At 72.0% G+C, this 17,937-nt stretch carries 15 protein-coding genes; 8 read left to right on the plus strand and 7 right to left on the minus strand.

Translation table 11 applies throughout. The annotated features are described in order from the left end of the window. Positions 1–286 precede the first annotated feature (286 nt). From FIP57_RS01750 to FIP57_RS01765, 4 genes are read right to left on the minus strand one after another with little or no spacing between them, the layout of a single operon-like run. Positions 287–1,726 (minus strand): NAD-dependent succinate-semialdehyde dehydrogenase, encoded by a 1,440-nt coding sequence (locus FIP57_RS01750; RefSeq protein ID WP_162529648.1) that lies wholly within the window; start codon positions 1,724–1,726, stop codon positions 287–289. 31 nt (positions 1,727–1,757) lie between these two features. After that, a complete protein-coding gene (locus FIP57_RS01755; RefSeq protein WP_238993207.1) occupies positions 1,758–3,005 on the minus strand; it encodes a M24 family metallopeptidase in 1,248 nt (415 codons plus the stop codon). Between the two features lie 2 nt (positions 3,006–3,007). Then, positions 3,008–3,964 carry an NAD(P)-dependent oxidoreductase gene (locus FIP57_RS01760; RefSeq protein ID WP_148571315.1) on the minus strand — a complete coding sequence of 319 codons (957 nt, stop codon included), beginning with the start codon at positions 3,962–3,964 and terminating at the stop codon, positions 3,008–3,010. Positions 3,965–4,019: 55 nt separating this feature from the next. Next, positions 4,020–5,117 (minus strand): alpha/beta hydrolase family protein, encoded by a 1,098-nt coding sequence (locus FIP57_RS01765; RefSeq protein WP_238993208.1) that lies wholly within the window; start codon positions 5,115–5,117, stop codon positions 4,020–4,022. Positions 5,118–5,253: 136 nt separating this feature from the next. Here FIP57_RS01765 and FIP57_RS01770 point away from each other — a divergent pair, with 136 nt between their 5' ends. From FIP57_RS01770 to FIP57_RS01800, 7 genes are all read left to right on the plus strand, one after another. Continuing rightward, positions 5,254–6,210: an ABC transporter substrate-binding protein gene (locus tag FIP57_RS01770; RefSeq protein WP_148571319.1), complete on the plus strand. Its 957-nt coding sequence runs from the start codon at positions 5,254–5,256 to the stop codon at positions 6,208–6,210. After that, positions 6,203–7,393, plus strand: a complete 1,191-nt coding sequence (locus tag FIP57_RS01775; protein WP_148571321.1) for an MFS transporter — start codon at positions 6,203–6,205, stop codon at positions 7,391–7,393. Before FIP57_RS01770 ends, FIP57_RS01775 begins: the two co-directional genes overlap by 8 nt. A gap of 53 nt (positions 7,394–7,446) precedes the next feature. Next, complete coding sequence (locus FIP57_RS01780; RefSeq protein ID WP_420846661.1) at positions 7,447–8,469, plus strand: LacI family DNA-binding transcriptional regulator; 1,023 nt, start codon at positions 7,447–7,449, stop codon at positions 8,467–8,469. Positions 8,470–8,540: 71 nt separating this feature from the next. Next, positions 8,541–9,788 (plus strand): MFS transporter, encoded by a 1,248-nt coding sequence (locus FIP57_RS01785; protein ID WP_148571325.1) that lies wholly within the window; start codon positions 8,541–8,543, stop codon positions 9,786–9,788. 2 nt (positions 9,789–9,790) lie between these two features. Then, a complete protein-coding gene (locus FIP57_RS01790) occupies positions 9,791–10,537 on the plus strand; it encodes a sulfite exporter TauE/SafE family protein (RefSeq protein WP_162529649.1) in 747 nt (248 codons plus the stop codon). A gap of 174 nt (positions 10,538–10,711) precedes the next feature. Then, on the plus strand, positions 10,712–11,917 hold the full coding sequence (locus FIP57_RS01795; protein WP_238993241.1) for an LVIVD repeat-containing protein: 1,206 nt from the start codon (positions 10,712–10,714) through the stop codon (positions 11,915–11,917). Continuing rightward, positions 11,914–12,945, plus strand: a complete 1,032-nt coding sequence (locus FIP57_RS01800; RefSeq protein WP_162529650.1) for an amidohydrolase family protein — start codon at positions 11,914–11,916, stop codon at positions 12,943–12,945. Before FIP57_RS01795 ends, FIP57_RS01800 begins: the two co-directional genes overlap by 4 nt. A gap of 27 nt (positions 12,946–12,972) precedes the next feature. On the opposite strand, the gene FIP57_RS01805 is transcribed toward FIP57_RS01800, so the two are convergent. Beyond that, positions 12,973–13,854 carry a LysR family transcriptional regulator gene (locus tag FIP57_RS01805; protein ID WP_148571331.1) on the minus strand — a complete coding sequence of 294 codons (882 nt, stop codon included), beginning with the start codon at positions 13,852–13,854 and terminating at the stop codon, positions 12,973–12,975. A 71-nt stretch (positions 13,855–13,925) separates the two neighbouring features. Between FIP57_RS01805 and FIP57_RS01810 the strand changes: the two genes are divergently transcribed. After that, complete coding sequence (locus FIP57_RS01810) at positions 13,926–14,942, plus strand: YeiH family protein (protein WP_162529651.1); 1,017 nt, start codon at positions 13,926–13,928, stop codon at positions 14,940–14,942. A 10-nt stretch (positions 14,943–14,952) separates the two neighbouring features. Here the strand turns inward: FIP57_RS01810 and FIP57_RS01815 are convergent, their stop codons facing one another. Both FIP57_RS01815 and FIP57_RS01820 read right to left on the minus strand, forming a co-directional pair. Then, entirely contained in the window at positions 14,953–16,038 is a 1,086-nt protein-coding gene (locus FIP57_RS01815) for a 2-oxoacid:ferredoxin oxidoreductase subunit beta (protein ID WP_148571335.1), read from the minus strand. After that, a complete protein-coding gene (locus FIP57_RS01820) occupies positions 16,035–17,930 on the minus strand; it encodes a 2-oxoacid:acceptor oxidoreductase subunit alpha (protein ID WP_148571337.1) in 1,896 nt (631 codons plus the stop codon). Before FIP57_RS01820 ends, FIP57_RS01815 begins: the two co-directional genes overlap by 4 nt. Positions 17,931–17,937 lie beyond the last annotated feature (7 nt).

Below are 17,937 nucleotides of genomic sequence, written 5' to 3' on the forward strand. Positions count from 1 at the left end.
CTCAGCCCCGCACCTGGTCCGCTCACGGGTGCGGGGCTTACGTCTGCCCCTCGAACAACTCGCTCATCTCGGCATGTCAGTGCATCCGTCGTCTAGAGACGTTCGCTGCGCTCGCTCCTCAACCATCGAGTCTCGTGCGCCTGCCGCCACTTCGGGTGGCGACGCCCTGGAGCTACTGGGCAGCCGGAGCGCCGACGGCCCCGAGGACCTCCGCAGGGCGGGCGTTGGTTCGATCGTCAAGAGGACCGCTGACATTCCCGACGGCGTCAGAGTCGCGTCCGGCAGCTCACCAGTCGACGGCGATGTACTTCGACTCCATGTAGTCGAGCATCCCGTCGTGGCCGCCCTCACGGCCGATGCCGCTCTGCTTGGTGCCGCCGAAGGGCGCCGCCGGGTCGGAGACCAGGCCACGGTTGAGCCCCACCATCCCGGAGTCGAGCCGCTCGCTGACGCGCAGCCCCCGGGCCAGGTCGCCGGTGTAGACGTAGGAGACCAGGCCGTACTCCGTGTCGTTCGCCATCCGGACCGCCTCGTCCTCGGTCTCGAACGTCACCACGGGCGCTACCGGGCCGAAGATCTCCTCGCGCAGGATCGCCGACCCGGGCTCGACGTCGAGCAGCACCGTCGGCGCGTAGTAGAAGCCGGCGCCCTCGCCGCGGGAGCCGCCGACGACTGCCTTCGCTCCTGACGAGACCGCGCCTTGCACCAGCTCGTCGACCTTGGAGACGGTGTCCTCGTTGACGAGCGGTCCGACCTGGGTGCCCTCCTCCAGCCCCGGCCCCACCCGCAGCGCGCGCATCCGCTCCGCGAACCGCTGGGAGAACTCCTCCGCCACCGACGCCTCGACGTAGAACCGGTTGGCCGCCGTGCAGGCCTCCCCACCGTTGCGCATCTTGGCGATCATCGCGCCATCGACCGCGGCGTCGAGGTCGGCGTCCGCGAAGACCAGGAACGGCGCGTTGCCGCCGAGCTCCATCGAGCAGTTGACCACCTGGTCGGCGGCCTCGGCGAGCAGGACCCGACCGACCTCCGTGCTGCCGGTGAAGGAGAGCTTGCGGACGCGCGGGTCGTGGAGCATCGCGGAGACGACCGCACCCGAGCGCCGTGCCGGGAGCACGTTCACGACACCTGCGGGGACGCCGGCCTCCTCGAGGATCGCGGCCATCGCCAGCGCGGTCAGCGGGGTGTCGCTGGCCGGCTTGAGCACGACGGTGCAGCCGGCGGCGAGCGCCGGACCGATCTTGCGGGTGGCCATCGCCGCCGGGAAGTTCCACGGCGTGACGAGCACGGCGATCCCGACCGGCTGCTGCAGCACGAGGATCCGGTTGGTCCCCGAGGGTGCGGTCTGCACGCTCCCCTGGGCCCGCACGGCCTCCTCGGCGTACCAGCGGAAGAACTCGGCGGCGTACGCGACCTCGCCGCGGGCGTCGGTGAGCGCCTTGCCGTTCTCGCGGGTGACGAGGCGTGCGAGCTCCTCGGAGCGCGCGGTCATCAGCTCCCAGGCCTTCCGCAAGATCTCGGCGCGCTGCCGCGGCGCGGTCGCCGCCCATCCCTCTGCGGCGCGCTCGGCGGCGTCGACGCAGGCGACCGCGTCCTCGACCGTGCCGTTCGCGACCGAGGCGATCACCTCGCCGTTCGAGGGGTCGAGCACGTCGAAGCGGCCGCCGTCGGACGCGCCGACCCAGCTGCCGCCGATGTAGAGGTCGGTGGGAGCGTCGTCTGCCATCGGGTGAACCTCCATGCCGGGAAGGGGCGGATCAGTAGGGGTTGGTGACCATCAGCTCATGCGACGGGAACAGCGTGAGGATGCGGGGTCCGTCGGGGGTCACCACGACCTCCTCCTCGAGCCGGGCCGCGGAGAACCCGTCGTCGGCCGGGCAGTAGGTCTCCAGCGCGAACACCATGCCGGCCTTGAGCTCGATGGGCTCCTTCATGCTGTTGAGCCGCGAGATGATCGGGCGCTCGTGGAGCCCCAGTCCGAGCCCGTGGCCGAACTGCAGCCCGAAGGCCGCCATCTCGTTGTCGAAGCCGAAGTCCTGCGCCTTGGGCCAGACCGCGGCGACCTGGTCGGTGCCGACGCCGGGCTTGATCATGTCGATCGCGGCCATCATCCACTCGTGCGCCTTGGTGTAGGCGTCGCGCTGGCTCTGCGTCGCGCTGCCGACACTGAACGTGCGGTAGTAGCAGGTCCGGTAGCCGTTGAACGAGTGGATGATGTCGAAGAACGCCTGGTCGCCCGGACGGATCAACCTGTCGGTGAAATTGTGCGGGTGAGGATTGCACCGCTCGCCCGAGATAGCGTTGACGGCCTCGACCTGGTCGGAACCCATCTCGTAGAGCCGCTTGTTGGCGAGCGCGACGATCTGGTTCTCCCGGATCCCCGGCTTCAGCACCTCGACGATGTCCTGGTAGACCCCGTCGACCATCGCGGCCGCCTGCGTGAGCAAGGTGATCTCGTCCTGGGACTTGATCTCACGCGCGTCGAGCATCAGCTGCTGGGCGTCGACGACCGTGAGCCCCTGCCGCTGCATCTCGAACAGGAACGGCGGCTCGACGATGTCCATGCCCACCGGCATCTCCGCGACGCCGGCGTCCTCGAGCAGCCCCTTGATCTCGCGCACCGCCGACTCCATCAGCCCCGCGCTCGGCGCCACCGCACCGCGCATCCCCAGCATCCCCGGGAGGCAGTTCTCGTCCGGGAGCCAGTTGGAGTAGAGCTTGTGGTGGCGCACCGCCGAGCCGAAGTCCCAGAGCCACGGGTCCTCGTCGGTCCTGGTGAGCAGCGCGTAGCGGGTCATCTTGTCCCCGAGCGCGCCGCCGATCCAAGTTTGCGTGGTGTACCGGATGTTGTAGAAGTCGAACAACAGGAACGCGCCGCACTCGCTGCCCTCCAGGGCCGCCCGGGCACGGCCGAGGCGGTACTGCCGCAGCCTCTCGAAGTCGACCCGCTCCTCGTAGTCGACCTGCATGTGCCCCGGCGCCGACAGGGGCCTCGCGCTGGACACGGTCAGACCGCCTCGTCCGCTGCGCCGAGGCCGTCGTCGACCTCGACGTTCTCCGGCTTGAGCTCGATCCCCGAGGCGGCGGCCTGGAGCTCGAGCAGGATCGCGAAGTCCTCGTCGACGCGGCCGCTGCCGATGCTGGCCTGCACGGCCTGTTGGGTCGCGGCGGCCACCGGCATCGGTACGTCGAGCTCGCGGGCCGCGGCCATGCCGAGGTCGAAGTCCTTACGCAGCAGGATCGGGGTGAACGTCGGGGTGAAGTCGAGGTTCACGAAGGCCGGCGACTTGTAGCGGGTGAACACCGAGCCCATCACCGAGTTGTTGAGGAACTCGAGGAACGCCGCCCGCGGGACGCCGCCCTTCTCGGCGAGCACCGTGATCTCCGCGAGCGACTGCGTGACGACGCCCAGCATCAGGTTGTGGCAGATCTTCACCAGCCGCGCCACGTCGCCCTCGCCGACGTAGGTGACCGACTTGCCGAGCGGCGTGAGCAGGTGCTCGACGTCGCGGTAGGTCTGCTCCGGCCCAGAGACGACGAGGCTGAGGCCACCGGCGCGGACGACCTTGCCGTTGCCGCTGACCGGCGCGGCAAGGAAGGCGACACCCCGTTCGTCGCAGGCCGCCCGCATCGCCTCGGAGGAGTCGGTCGACACCGTGGAGCAGTCGACCACCGTCGCGGGCACCTGCGACGGGTCGGCGAGCAGACCGCCCTCGCCGAGAAGCACCTGCTCGAGGTCGGCAGGGGTAGAGACCATCGTGAAGACCACGTCGAGTCCGCGCAGGTCGGCGATCGAGTCCGCGACGGCAGCGCCGTGCTCCGTCAGCGGTTCCGCCTTGGCCCGGGTGCGGTTCCAGGCGGTGAGGTCGACCCCGGCCTTCGCGAGCCGGGTCGCCATCGCGATGCCCATCCGGCCGGTCCCGATCCACCCGACCTTCAGCCGGGGGTGCGCGTTCTCAGTCATCTCTCCGCCTTTGCAATCGTTTGTAGTCAACCGTAGTCCCCCACGCGGAACCGAGTCAACGCGGGGTCAGCCTGGCCGCGAGCCAGTCCGCGGTGTAGGGCCGGTGCCACGGCGCGACGTTGGCGCACCCGTGGTTCCCGTCCTCCAGCATCAGCAGCTCGGTGGGGCCACCGGCGGAGTCGCGCATCAGCTCGGCGTGCTGCCAGGGGATCAGCCGGTCCTGCCGCCCGAAGACGATCAGCAGCGGCGCGGTGATCTGCTGGGCGACACCTTCGAGCGACAGCGTGTGCGCGATGCGGCGGGCGCCGGCGTCGTCGGCCGCGCGCGAGCGCACCTCGAACGTCTCCCGGGTCAGCTGCGGCAGCCCGTCCCAGCACGCCCCGAAGTCCCACGGGCCTGCCAGCGACACGCACGCCTTCACCCGGTCGCCCAGGGCCGCGGCGACGCGCGGGGCGTAGTAGCCGCCGAGGCTGACGCCCCACACCGCGACCCTCGAGCCGTCGAGCTCGGGCATGCCGTGCACGGCGTCGAGAATCGCCTCCGCCACCGGCGACCAGTCACCCCGGATCGGCAGGTCATACTCTGCCTCGCCCTGCCCCGGGCCGTCCACGCTGAGGGTGGCCATCCCCCTGGCCAGGAAGGTGTCCTCGGTCGAGCGCAGCTCCTCCTTGGTCGAGTCCAACCCGGAGAGCAGGACGACGACAGGGTGCGGCCCTTCCACCGGCGGCAGCCGCAGGACGCCCGCCAGAGCGGTCGACTCGAACGGGAGCTGCACCTTGCGTCCCGGCGGGTCGAGGTGCGGCAGCGCCGCGTCGAGGCAGGTGACGGCACGACGGTGCGCCTCGCGCATCTGCGCGACGTCCTCGACGAAGACGAACTTGGCGAAGTGGAAGTAGACCGCCGCCTGCGCGAGGTGCTGGCCCGCGGAGAGCGTCCGCCCCTGGTCGAGGGCGCGCCGGCCGAGCTCCTCGTGCTCGAGCCCGACCGCGCTCCAGGCGGAGCACCACTCGCTCCACCGGCGGATGCCGGAGGTGACCCGTTGGAAGTCGGAGACCGTCACACCGTTGGTCGTGAAGCGCGGGGCCCAGTTGCTGATCGCGGACGCGACCCGCTCGTCTTGGTCGATGACGATCCACCTCCCTGTCTGGCGCACTGAGTGCAATCGAGTGCAGCCTCCGGTGGTCTCGCTCGGCCTGTCAAGAGGGGCCGCTCCCCGGCGCCTCGGTCGGACACGGCCGGTTCTCATCTGCAATCGCTTGCAGTAGCATGCCGCGACCGGAGGAGGTCCCGTGGTCACCGAGCTCGTCGTGGGGTCGTTCACGAGGTCCGTGCTGCTCGCGACGGCAGCCCGGGCCGGAGCCCTCGAGGAGGTCGGACTCCGGGTGCGGGAGGTGCCGGTCGCTTCGTCGCCCGCCCAGTTCCGGTCCTTGCTGGACGGCGAGCTCGACGTGGCGCTCACCAGCCCGGACAACGTGATCGCCTACCGGTTCAGCCCGGGCAACCCGCTCGGGGCGACCGCCGACGTCGCCATCGTCTCCGCGGTCGACCGCGGGCTCGGCCTGGCGCTCTACGGCCGGCCGGGACTCGCCGCGGAGGGGTTGCGCGGAGCGACCGCCGGCGTCGACGTGCCGACCTCCGGCTTCGCGCTGGCGATGTACGCGCTGGCCGAGGCGCTCGGCGTCCGCCGAGAGGAGTACGACGTGGTAGCGCTCGGGTCCACACCACGCCGCCTCGAGGCGTTGCGGGAGGGGCGGTGCGACGTCACGATGCTCAATGCCGGCAACGAGCTCGTCGCGGAGGACGCGGGGTGCGTGCGGCTGGCCTCGGTCGCCGAGCACTGCGCGCCGTACCTCGGGACGGTGGTCGCGGTCGCCGGCACCGCCCACCTCGAGGACGCCCGGCTGCTCGCGGCCTCGCTCCGGTGGACCGCCCGGCAGATCGTGGGAGGGGAGCTCGCCGAGATGGCAGCGGACGAGGCCGCGAAGACCCTGTCCCTCACCCCCGAGCTGGCACAGCGCTACGTCGAAAGGCTGCGCGACCCGGACGAGGGACTCGTGGTGGACGACGAGGTGGACGTCGAGGCCCTCGGCACCCTCGTCGGGCTGCGCCGGCGCCACCTGCCGGAGCAGGTCGACGGGACCGACGTGCTCGCTGGTGCCCTCGAGCCGGGCTCCGGACTTGTTGTCACACCGACCGGACTTGTTGTCACACCGATCAGAACGCGGCGCGACGGCAAGGATGGCTGAGCCGCGCCGCTCCCCTGCCCCGCTCCGGTTCCTGCAGGTCACCACGTTCGTCAGCACGTTCGACCGGTTCGCGATGCCTCCGCTCCTGGTCACCATCGCGGCCGACCTGGACGCGCAGCTGTCGTCGGTGGTGCAGGCTGCGGGGGTCTACTTCCTGACCTACGGGTTGCTGCAACCCTTCTGGGGCGTCGTGTCCGACCGGCTGGGCCTGGTGCGGACCATGCGGCTCACGCTGGCGCTCGGCGCGATGGCGACGATCGCGTCGGCGGCCGCGCCATCGGTCCTGCTGCTCGCCGTGGCGCGCGCTTGCGCCGGCGGCTTCTTCGCCGCGGCGTACCCCTCCAGCCTGATCTACCTCGGTGACACCGTCGCGCCCGAGCGGCGGCAGGGATCGATCGCGAAGCTGATGGTGGGCGTCGCCCTGGGCACGGCGTCGGCCTCCGCGGGCGCCGGGCTCCTCGCGGACATGCTCTCCTGGCGGCTGACGTTCGTCCTCACCGGGCTCTGCGCCCTCGCGACCGCCGTCGCCCTCGGGCGGCTGGCGGAGCCGGGCGTGACGCGAACGCACACGAGCGCCCTGGCGCCCCTGCTGGTCGTGCTCAGGTCGCGCGTCGCCGTGTTCGTGCTCGCGATGGCGTTCCTCGAGGGCGCGGTCCTCCTCGGAGTCCTCACGCTGCTGCCTGCCGCGGTCGAGGCCTCCGGCTCATCGGCAACCCTCGCCGGCGCGGTGACCGCGGTCTACGGCGCATCGGTCTTCCTCGGCGCCACGCTTGTCGGTCGACTGTCGCGCACCCAGCACCCTGCGCGCCTCATCGCGCTGGGCGCGTCGTCGGCTCTGCTGGCGAGCACCGTCATGGCGGTGTCGCAGACGCCCTGGGCGGGGGCCGCAGCGGCGACGCTGCTCGGGATCGGGTGGGCGTCGATGCACTCGTCCCTGCAGACGTGGGCGACCGAGGTCCTTCCGGACGTGCGCGCCACGATCGTCTCGCTCTTCGCCGGCGCGCTCTTCGTGGGCAGCTCGGTCGCCGCGGTGCTCGTCTCCGACCTCGCCGAGCAGGAGCGGTACCGGGTGATCTTCCTCGCTGCGGCGCTGGTCACGCTGCCGCTCGGCGTCGCCGCCGCCGGCGGCCGGGCCCGCTGGCGGCGCCGGGGCAAGGGACCCGAGCCGGGCGTGGTGACGTGACTACCGTGCCCGCGCGCAGCGGCAGGGGGCGGGGCGCGCCTAGGATGCCTGGCGTGGCGAACCCGACCCTGCGCGACGTGGCCGAGGCTGCGGGCGTGCACGCGGCGACGGCGTCCCGGGCTCTCAACCCCGAGACCCGCGGGCTCGTCAACGCCGAGACGGCGCGCCGGGTCATGCGGGCGGCGGAGTCGCTGGGCTACGTGCCCAACCCGATCGCACGCAGCCTCAAGACCGCGCGGAGCCGCACGATCGGGATGGTCCTCCCAGACCTGATGAACCCGCTCTTCCCACCGATCGTCCGCGGCGTGCAGGACGTGCTGCGCGAGGCCGGCTACAGCGGGCTGATCGTCAACACCGACAACGACCCGGGGGTCGAGCGCTCGCAGGTGGGCTCGCTGTTGTCGTGGCACGTCGAGGGGCTGATCGTCGCGACCGCCCTCCTCGAGCACCCGCTGCTGGAGGAGCTGCACAAGCAGAAGGTCAAGATGGTGCTGGTCAACCGGCGTCCCGAGAAGGTCGAGCTCCCGACGGTCACCCCCGACGACGCCGGCGGCGTCGAGATGGCCGTGCGCCACCTCGCGGGGCTGGGCCACCGCCGGATCCTCCACCTGGCCGGACCGCAGACGACGTCCACCGGCGTGATCCGCGCCCGGGCCTTCTCCCACGCCGTCCGCGACCTCGGGCTCGAGACCGACCCCGCGCTCGTCGAGCGCTGCGAGTACTGGAGCGAGGACGAGGGGGCGCGCGCGCTCACCGCGGTGCTCGACCGCGGCACGGAGTTCACGGCGGTCGTGGCCGGCAACGACCTCATCGCGCTCGGCTGCTACGACGTCTTCGCCACAAGAGGGCTGAGATGCCCCGACGACATCAGCGTGGTCGGGTTCAACGACATGCCGTTCCTCGACAAGCTCCGCCCGCCGCTGACCACCGTGAGCGCACCGCACCACCAGATCGGCGTCGAGGCGTGCCGGATGCTGCTCGAGGCGATCTCCGAGAAGGCACGTCCGGCCCGCTCGGTGCTCCTCCCCGTCTCCCTCGTCGCTCGCGGCTCCACGGCGGCTCCGACCTCGCGCTGAGGGCATGCCGCCTTGACAAGCCCCGGCTTGCACCAGAGGCTGCCAATCGTTTGTAGCCGAAGAGGGGTGCCATGACGTCTGCATCAGGGAGCACGGCCGCCACCCCGCCTGCCAGCGGCCCCGACGACCGCTGGCTGCGCCCCGCCCTCCCGGTCGCCGCCTGCGTCCTCCTGGTCTCGGCACTGGCGCACGTCCGCGTGCCGCTGCTGCCGGACATCGGCGACGACCTCTCGATGTCGCCCAGCGCGCTCGGGATCGCGGTCACCCTTTTCGGCCTGGGGCGGCTCGCCCTGGACCTGCCAGCTGGCAACCTGGCCGACCGGTTCCACCCCATGCGCCTGATGGCGACCTCAGCGCTGGTGATGGGCGCAGGAAGCGCCCTGCTGGCGGGTGCCGCCCACCAGGCGGCGGTGATGACGGCGTTCCTGCTCCTGGGTGCCGCGAGCGCGACTGCCAACACGACCGGCATGACCTCCCTGACGGGCGCCGCGCCGGCACACCGTCGCGGCTCCGCGATGGCGATGTACTCCGGGTGCCTGCTGGCTGGCCAAGCGCTCGGCCCGTCGCTGTCCGGGCTGGTGGCGGGGCTCACAGACTGGCGCGTCGCCGCCATGTCGGGCGCCGCCATGGGGTTGGTGGTCGCCGCCGTCGGGCTCTCCTGGCGCCACGGTCGTCCGGGTTCCGGCCGCCGGGGCGCCCGACGCGGGGCGACGACCGGCCCACCGCTTTCCGCCCTCGAACGAGGGGTCGTCTACGCGGTCGGCTTCGGCGTGTTCCTGACCGTCGGGGCGATGCCGCAGACTCTCGTCCCCCTCATCGGGGCCGCCGAGCTGGACCTCGGGGTGTCACTGATCGGCGCAGCCATCGGGGTCGGCGGCGCTGCCCGTGTGGTGGGCGCCCTGACGGCCGGCGCGATCTCGGACGGCGTCTCGCGGAGGGCAGCGCTGGTGCCCTGCCTGGTGCTCCAGCTCCTGGGCGTCGCACTGCTGGTTGCCGACGCGGGCGCCGCCGTCTGGCTCGCCGCGGTCGTCCTGCTGTCGCTGGGCGCGTCCGCGCACGCGGTCGCCGCGACCGTGCTGGCGGACAGGGTCGACCCGGCTCACCTCGGCCGGAGCCTGGGCCGATACCGCTTCTTCGCCGACGTCGGACTGGTCGGGGGACCGCTCGTGGCGGCAGTCGTGTACGACCACGCGGGCCGCGTCGCCGCGGTCGGAGCGATCACGGCGATCCTCGTCGTCATCACCGTCGCCGCTGTCGCGCTGGTTCCCGAGACGCGCAGCCGGAGGAGCGGATCGCGCTCCGCGGACGGGTCGGACTGACGGTGGAGCAGCTCGGTGAAGCGCTCATCATCGTGGTCGCCCTGTCGGTCGGCGCCTTCGTCAAGGGACTGACCGGCACCGGCCTTCCCCAGATCGCCATCCCGGTGATGGCGGCGACGCTCGGGGTCGAGCGCGCGGTCGTCGTCATGGCGATCCCGGGCATCGTCTCGAACGCCTGGCTGGTGTGGGCGAACCGCGACATGGTGCCGGCCACGCGTGACCTCCCCGCCCTGACTGTCGCGGGCATCCTGGGAGCGGGCGTCGGCACGGTCGCGCTCACCTCGGTCGACGGCCGCTTGCTCTCCGTGGTGCTCGCCTCGGTGATCCTCGCCTACGTCGTCGTGGTGACGTGGCGCCCCGACCTGTCGCTGAGTGCCAGGCTGACTCGCTGGACGTCTCCCCCGGTCGGGCTCGTCGCCGGCGGGCTCCAAGGAGCCACGGGCGTCTCCGGCCCCCTGCTCTCGACGTACCTCCACGGCTTCGCGCTCACGCCTGCCGCCTACGTGCTGTCGCTCTCGACGCTGTTCCTGATCTTCTCGGTGGTCCAGGTCGCCACCATCGCAGGGCTGGGGTTCTACACCGCCGGTCTGCTGCGCGAGAGCCTCCTGGCCCTGGTGCCGATCGCCGTGGTCCTGCCGCTCGCGAACCGGGTCTCCCGCCGGCTGCCGGCCGACCTGTTCCGCCGCCTGGTCCTCGCCGGGCTCGTCGTCGCAGCCGCCGTGCTCGTGGTGAACGCGGTGCGGGGGTGAGGTGCGCGAACAGCCCGCGGGCCGACCGCGGTCCGATGCGTTGACCGAAGTGTTCCGCCTCCCTACGATGGGCAAACGATTGCATCGGCAAGCGCAGGCTCGCCGCTCGAGCCGGTGCCCGACGCCACCCTCGTGCACGGTGGTGGCCGACCGTCCGGAGGCCTCGTGACCGACATGTCGACCGACCACCCGACCGAGCCGGCCTACGACCCGTACGTCGGAGGTGAGTCACGCGGGCTGCGGACCGTAGGCCACCACGACCTCGGCGGGTTCGGGGACGGCATGCAGGTGATGGTCGAGGAGGACGCGGTCTACGTCGGCCACTTCGGACCCAGCGGCATGGGCACCAGCGTCCTCGACGGGTCCGACCCCACGCGACCGCGCCTCGTCAAGCAGTGGCGTTCGCCGTCCGGGAGCCACACGCACAAGGTCCAGGTCGCCGACGGGCTCCTCCTGGTGAACCACGAGCAGTTCCGCGGCGGCCACCCGTTCAGCGCAGGCATGGCGGTCTACGACCTGACCGACCCGTTCGACCCCCAGCAGATCGGCTGGTTCGAGTCCACCGGACGCGGCGTCCACCGCATCGTGTGGACCGGCGGCCGCTACGCCTACGTCTCGGCCATCCCCGAGGGGTTCCAGGACCGCATCTGGATGGTGGTCGACATGGCCGATCCCACCCAACCGGTGGAGGCGGGGCGCTGGTGGTGGCCCGGCCAGTGGGTCGGCGGTGAAGAGACGCCGACCTGGCCCGACGGCAAGAGGTACGCCGCCCACCACGCGCTGCTCGACGGCGACCTGGCCTTCGTCGGCTACGGGGACGGAGGGCTGGTCGTGCTGGACGTCTCCGACCGGCGCGACCCCCGGCACCTCGCCGACCTGCAGTGGTCACCCGGTGGCGACACCCACACGTGCATGCCGCTCCCGGGGAGGAACCTGCTCGTCGTGACCGACGAGACCGTCACCGACGGTTGCGAGGGCGAGGAGCACCTGGTCCGCGTCGTCGACATCTCCGACCCTGCTCTCCCCCGCGTCGTCTCCATCTGCCCGCCGCCCGAAGGCGACTACTGCGAACGCGGCCTGCGCTTCGGTCCCCACAACACTCATGAGAACCGGCCGGGAAGCTACCGGAGCGCCGAGCTGGTCTTCGTGACCTACTTCAACGCCGGGCTACGGGTGTACGACGTCCAGGACGCGGCGGCTCCCGTCGAGATCGCGCACTGGCTTCCGCCGACACCGCCAGGCCAGCTCGCGCCCCAGATCAACGACGTGTTCGTCACCGCCGACCTCGACATCTACGTCACCGACCGGGTCAACGGTGGGCTGTTCGTGGTCCGGCCCGACGAGGAGCTGGCGTCGCGGATGGGGAAGGCGGCGCTGTGAGCGTCGGCCGTCCCTTCGAGACCGCGGCGGCCATCGACGTCCACGCGCACTGCGTCCCGCTCGGCGTCGTCGAGACGCTCCGCCGCGACGCCGGACGCTACGGGATCGAGGTCGTGGAGCACGAGGGCAAGCGCCATGCCGTGGTGGACGGGCGCGTGCGCACCGGAGTGCTCCGTGACGACCTCGTCGACGTCGAGCAGCGTGTCGCCGCGATGGACCGGGCCGGCATCGACGTCCAGGTGCTGTCCAGCTGGATCGACATGACCGCCTACGCCCTGCCGGCCGAGGTGGGCGCTCGCTACGCGCGGATGTTCAACGAGGCGCTGGCCGCCACCGCTGCCCAGGTGCCGGGCCGGTTCGAGGCGCTGGCAACCGTTCCGCTGCAGGACCCCCACCGGGCAGCCCAGGAGCTCCGTCATGCGGTGGCGTCCCTCGGCATGGTGGGCGTCGAGCTGGCCACGACGGTCGACGGGCGCGAGCTGGACGACCTTGCGTTGGAACCGTTCTGGGAGGCCGCCGAGGAGCTGCGGTGCCTCGTGCTCCTGCACCCCTACGCGTCGCTGTCGGGTCGCGGCGTCTCCCGCTACTTCCTCGGCAACCTGGTGGGCAACCCCGCGGAGTCGACCATCGCGGTCGCCCACCTGATCTTCGGAGGCGTCCTCGAGCGGCACCCGGCGCTGCGCTTCTGTCTCGTGCACGGCGGTGGCTTCGCTCCCTACCAGCTGGGCCGGTGGGACCACGGCTACGCCCGCAACGCGCGCGGTGCCGCCGTCCACCTGACCAGGTCGCCCAGCGAGTGGCTCGCCGAGATCCACCACGACACCGTTGTCCACTCGCCGGCCGCTCTCCGCTTCCTGCTCGACGTCGTCGGCCCTGAACGGGTGGTCCTCGGGAGCGACCACCCCTTCGAGATGGGCGACCAGGACCCTCTCGGCCTGCTCCGCTCCGTGCCGGGGATCGACGAGCAGACAGTGGCGGCCGTGTCGGCCGGGAACCTCAAGCGGCTCCTCTCCCAGCTGACGGCCTGAGCTCACTGCGCCTCCGGGCGTCCGCGGTCATTCGACGGCGCACTCCAGCAGGTCGGTCGCCGGCGCCCGGAGCCGCTCGCCCCTGCGCCAGACCGCACGGAAGGGGCGCCGCAAGGTGGTGTCGAGCGGCACCTCGACGAGCCTCGTGGCCGCCAGCTCGTCCACGACCGCACGTCGCGGGACGGCGGCCGGAGCGAGCCCGCCGAGGACCGCTCCCACGATGGCGCTGGTCGAGTCCGCCTGCATCGCCACGGCCGTGACCGGCGCACCCACGTAGCGCTCCAGCGTCTCCCTCGTCCCGCTCCCCGCCTCTCTCACGACGAGCGGCTCACGCCCCAGCTCCTCAGCCGTGACGGAACGGCGCCTTCGCGCCCAGGGGTGGCTCCGCGGAGCCACCACGACGAGGTCGTCCCACCCCACGATCCGCGAGGCCACTTCGCGGGGCGGAGGGAGCGGCGTCTCGATGAAGCCGATCTGCGCGCTCCCGCCGTTCACTGCCTCCAGGACACCCCGGCTGTTGGTGACGCTCAGCTGCAGGGAGAGGTCGGGGCGGCGACGGCGCAGCCGGGAGATCCAGGTCGGCAGCAGGTGCTCCGCCACGGTCCGCGACGCGGAGACGGTCATGTCGCTGCCGGCGTCGGCGACCAGCGCATCGATCCCCAGCTCGACCTGGTGGAGCGCCTCGAACACCGGCTCGGCCCAACCGCACAGCGCGTGTCCTGCCTCCGTGAGGTGGGACCCGGCGGGGCGGCGCACGACGAGGGTCAGCCCGAGCCGGTTCTCCAGGGCGCGGAGGCGGGACGAGGCGGCCGGTTGCGTGACTCCGAGCCGGGCCGCTGCGGCGGCGATGCTGCCCGCCTCACGAACCGTGAGCAGCAACCGCAGCCCCTCCACGTCAGCCCGTGCCATAACCCGACCTTATATCGCATGGTCAGACTGCCGCCTTCCACCGCAGCTGTGCTCCGCCGAGAGTTGGCAGCGTGAGCACGAGCGTGGAGGCCAAGGGCGCGTCGCGGCCACGCCTGCCACCGCCGGCTCTCGCACCGGCCGCCTGCGTCGCGCTGGTCGCCGTGGCCGTCACACACCTCCTGCCGCTGATCAGCCCGTTGCTGGTCGCGCTGGTCGCCGGCATTGTGGTGGCCAACGTGGGACGTGTCCGCGAGCGGGCCTGGCACGACCCGGTCCTGACCCGGGTGCTGCTGCGCGGCGGCGTGGTCCTCCTGGGCCTGCGGCTGTCGCTGACAGAGCTCGGCGACGTCGGCGTTCCCGGGCTGCTCATCGCGGTCGCCGTCGTCCTCGTGACCTTCGCGGCCACGTGGGTGGTCGGCCGGCGTCTCGGGCTGGATGCCGGTCTCGTCGCCCTGGTCGCCGCGGGCTTCTCCGTGTGTGGCGCCGCAGCGATCGCCGCCGTGGAGTCCGGAGTGCGCCGCCGCGCTGCCGACGTGGCGGTCGCGATCGCCCTGGTCACCGCGTTCGGGACGGCCATGATCCCGACGCTGCCGTTGCTCTCCGCCCTCGTCGGCCTCGACGACGTGCGCGCCGGGGTGTGGATCGGCGCGTCGGTGCACGAGGTTGCCCAGGTCGTCGGCTCCGCTGCTCTCCTCGGTCCCGCGGCCCTGGCTCCGGCGACGACGGTGAAGCTGGCGAGAGTGGCATTGCTCGGCGTCGTCTTCGTGGCGTGCCGCCGGCTCGCGGGCGGCGGCGGCGAGGCGTCCGACGGACCGGTCGTGCCGTGGTTCGTCGTCGCGTTCGCGGCAGCTGTGGTGGTCCGCAGCACGGGTCTGCTGCCCACCGTCGTGCTCGACGGCGTCGACGTGGCGGCGAGCCTGGCGCTCGCCGCGGCCATGTTCGGGCTCGGAGCGACCGTCACCGTCGCCGCGGTGCGACAGGTGGAGCGGCGGACGGTGGCGCTCGCCGCCTGGGCCACCCTGGTCGCGACCGGGGTCTCGCTGGTCGGGGTGCTCCTTCTCCTCCGGCCCGCGGCTGCCGGACTCTGATCAGCCCCGGTCAGGCCACGGACCAGGTGTCGCCGCCGTGCAGGAGATCCTCGAGCCCCGCCTCGCGGTCGGTCTCCCCCCAACCGGCCTGCCGCGACTGCTCGCGCACCAGGTCGTCGTACGTCGGACGCTGCACCTGCCGGAAGATCCCGACCGGGGTCGGCGCCGCAGCACCGGACGCTGACATCCCGGCCAGCGCGAAGGCGGTCGCAACGTCCTGCGGGTCGTGGACCACGACCTCGTCGTCGGCAGCCACCTGGTCCACCACCCGCAGCATCCCTGACGCAGGTTCACGTACGACGGCCCGCGCCCCCAGCCCGTCCTCCCCCGGCGCGCCGAAGCGCACGGGCGCCCCCTCCACGAGCCGGACGATCGAGTCGGCGGCGGAGTCCTTCGACTTCAGGGCATCGAACGCACCGTCGTTGAAGACGGGACAGTTCTGCAGGATCTCGACCAGGGCAGCACCGCGGTGCGCCGCTGCGGCGGTCAGGACCTCCGTGAGGTGCTGACGGTCGGAGTCGATGGTGCGGGCGACGAACGTCGCCTCGGCGCCCAGGGCGAGCCGGACCGGATCGAGAGGGGCGTCGACGGAGCCGAAGGGGGTCGACTTCGTGACCTTCCCCAGCTCGCTGGTCGGCGAGTACTGGCCCTTCGTCAAACCGTAGACGCGGTTGTTGAAGAGCAGGATCGTGACGTTCACGTTGCGCCGCAGCGCGTGGACCAGGTGGTTCCCGCCGATCGAGAGCGCGTCACCGTCACCGGTGACGACCCAGACCGAGAGGTCCGGACGCGTCACTGCGAGACCGGTGGCGATCGCAGGGGCACGTCCGTGGATGGAGTGCATGCCGTAGGTGTCGAGGTAGTAGGGGAACCGCGAGGAGCACCCGATCCCCGAGACGAAGACGATGTTCTCCTTGCGCAACCCGAGCTGGGGCAGGAAGCCCTGGACCGCGGCGAGGACCGCGTAGTCACCGCAGCCGGGGCACCACCGCACCTCCTGGTCGGAGGCGAAGTCCTTCCTGGTCTGGGGAGCGTCCGCCTCCGGCACGCCCGCGAGCCCGGGGAAGGGCAGGTCCTGCTGCGCGTGCGTCGTCATGAGCAAGCCTCCCTCAGGTGGTGCTCCAGCTCGCCCGCGAGCTCCTCGGTCGCGAAGGGCAGGCCACGGACGCTGGTCACCGACCTTGCGTCGATGAGGTGCTCCGCCCGGAGCAGTCGGGAGAGCTGGCCGAGGTTCATCTCGGGAACCACCACACGGTCGTAGCGGTGCAGCAGCTCCCCCAGTCCAGGTGGCAGCGGGTTCAGGTGACGCAGGTGGACGTGCGCGACGCGCCACCCCTCCTCGCGCAGCCGCTGGCACGCGCCGCCGATCGGTCCGTACGTCGACCCCCAGCCCACGACCAGGACCGTGGCGTCGCCGGAAGGGTCGTCGACCTCCAGCGGTGGGAGGGAGGCCGCGATCCGCTCCACCTTCGCCTGTCGCGTCCTCACCATGAAGTCGTGGTTCGCCGGGTCGTAGGAGATGTCACCCGTGCGGTCGGCCTTCTCCAGACCGCCGATGCGGTGCTCGAGCCCTGGCGTGCCCGGCACGGCCCAGGGTCGGGCCAGTGTCCCGGGGTCGCGAAGGTAGGGGAGGAAGGAGACGCCGTCGTTGGGTCCGTCCGCGAAGGCCGGGTCGATCACGGGCAGGGCCTCCGTGGCCGGGAGGAGCCACGGCTCCGAGCCGTTGGCGAGGTAGCCGTCGGAGAGCAGCAGCACCGGCGTCCGGTAGGTGACTGCGATGCGTGCCGCCTCCAGCGCCGCGTCGAAGCAGTCGGCAGGTGATCTCGGTGCGACCACCGGTACGGGCGCCTCGCCGTTCCGGCCGTGCAAGGCCTGCAGGAGGTCGGCCTGCTCGGTCTTTGTGGGGAGCCCTGTGGAAGGCCCGCCGCGCTGGACGTCCACCACCACGAGGGGCAGCTCGAGCATGACCGCCAGCCCTATGGTCTCGGCCTTCAGGGCGAGCCCGGGGCCGGAGGTCGTCGTCACGCCGAGCGCACCGCCGTACGACGCCCCGAGCGCCGCCCCGACAGCGGCGATCTCGTCCTCGGCCTGGACGGTCGTCACGCCCAGCGCCTTGTGCTTGCTGAGCTCGTGGAGGATGTCGGAGGCCGGCGTGATGGGGTACGCGCCGGCGAACACCGTCAGCCCGCTGCGGACGCCCGCCGCGACCAGCCCGTAGGACAGGGCCGTGTTGCCGGTGATCGTGCGGTAGGTGCCCGGAGGCGTCGCTGCGGGCTTCACCCGGTAGGTCACCGCGAAGGCCTCGGTGGTCTCGCCGTAGTTCCACCCCGCCCGCAGCGCGGCCACGTTCGCGTCGCGCAGCTCCGGCGTGCGCGCGAAGCGCTGCTTCACGAAGGCCACCGTGCCGTCGACGGGGCGCCCGTACATCCACGAGACGAGGCCGAGGGCGAACATGTTCTTCGTCCGGGCAGCGTCCTTGCGCGACAACCCGAACGGCCGTACCGCCTCGACGGTCAGGGCCGTCATGTCCACCGCCTGGACGTCGAGGTGGCCCAACGTCCCGTCGTCGAGAGGATCGGTGGCGTAACCCGCCTTGGCCAGGCTGCGGCCGGTGAAGTCGTGGCTGTCGACGATCACGGTGGCGCCCGGGCGGAGGTCGCCCACGTTCGCCCGCAACGCGGCGGGGTTCATCGCCACCAGCACGTCAGGGGAGTCGCCGGGGGTGCGGACCTGTCGGCCGGCGAAGTGGATCTGGAACGACGAGACGCCGGCGAGCGTGCCCTGCGGCGCCCGGATCTCCGCCGGGAAGTTCGGCAGTGTCGCCAGGTCGTTGCCCAGCCGTGCGGTCTCCTGCGTGAACCTTCCGCCGGTCAGCTGCATGCCGTCGCCGGAGTCGCCCGCGAACCGGACCACGACGTCGGCGACGTCGACGACGGCAGTCCGTGCTGCTTCCCCCAGGTCCCCGTCGGTGCTCTCCGTCAGGGTCATGGCCGCC

The organism is Nocardioides caldifontis, assembly GCF_008087345.1.
Classification (GTDB): Bacteria; Actinomycetota; Actinomycetes; order Propionibacteriales; family Nocardioidaceae; genus Marmoricola_A; species Marmoricola_A caldifontis.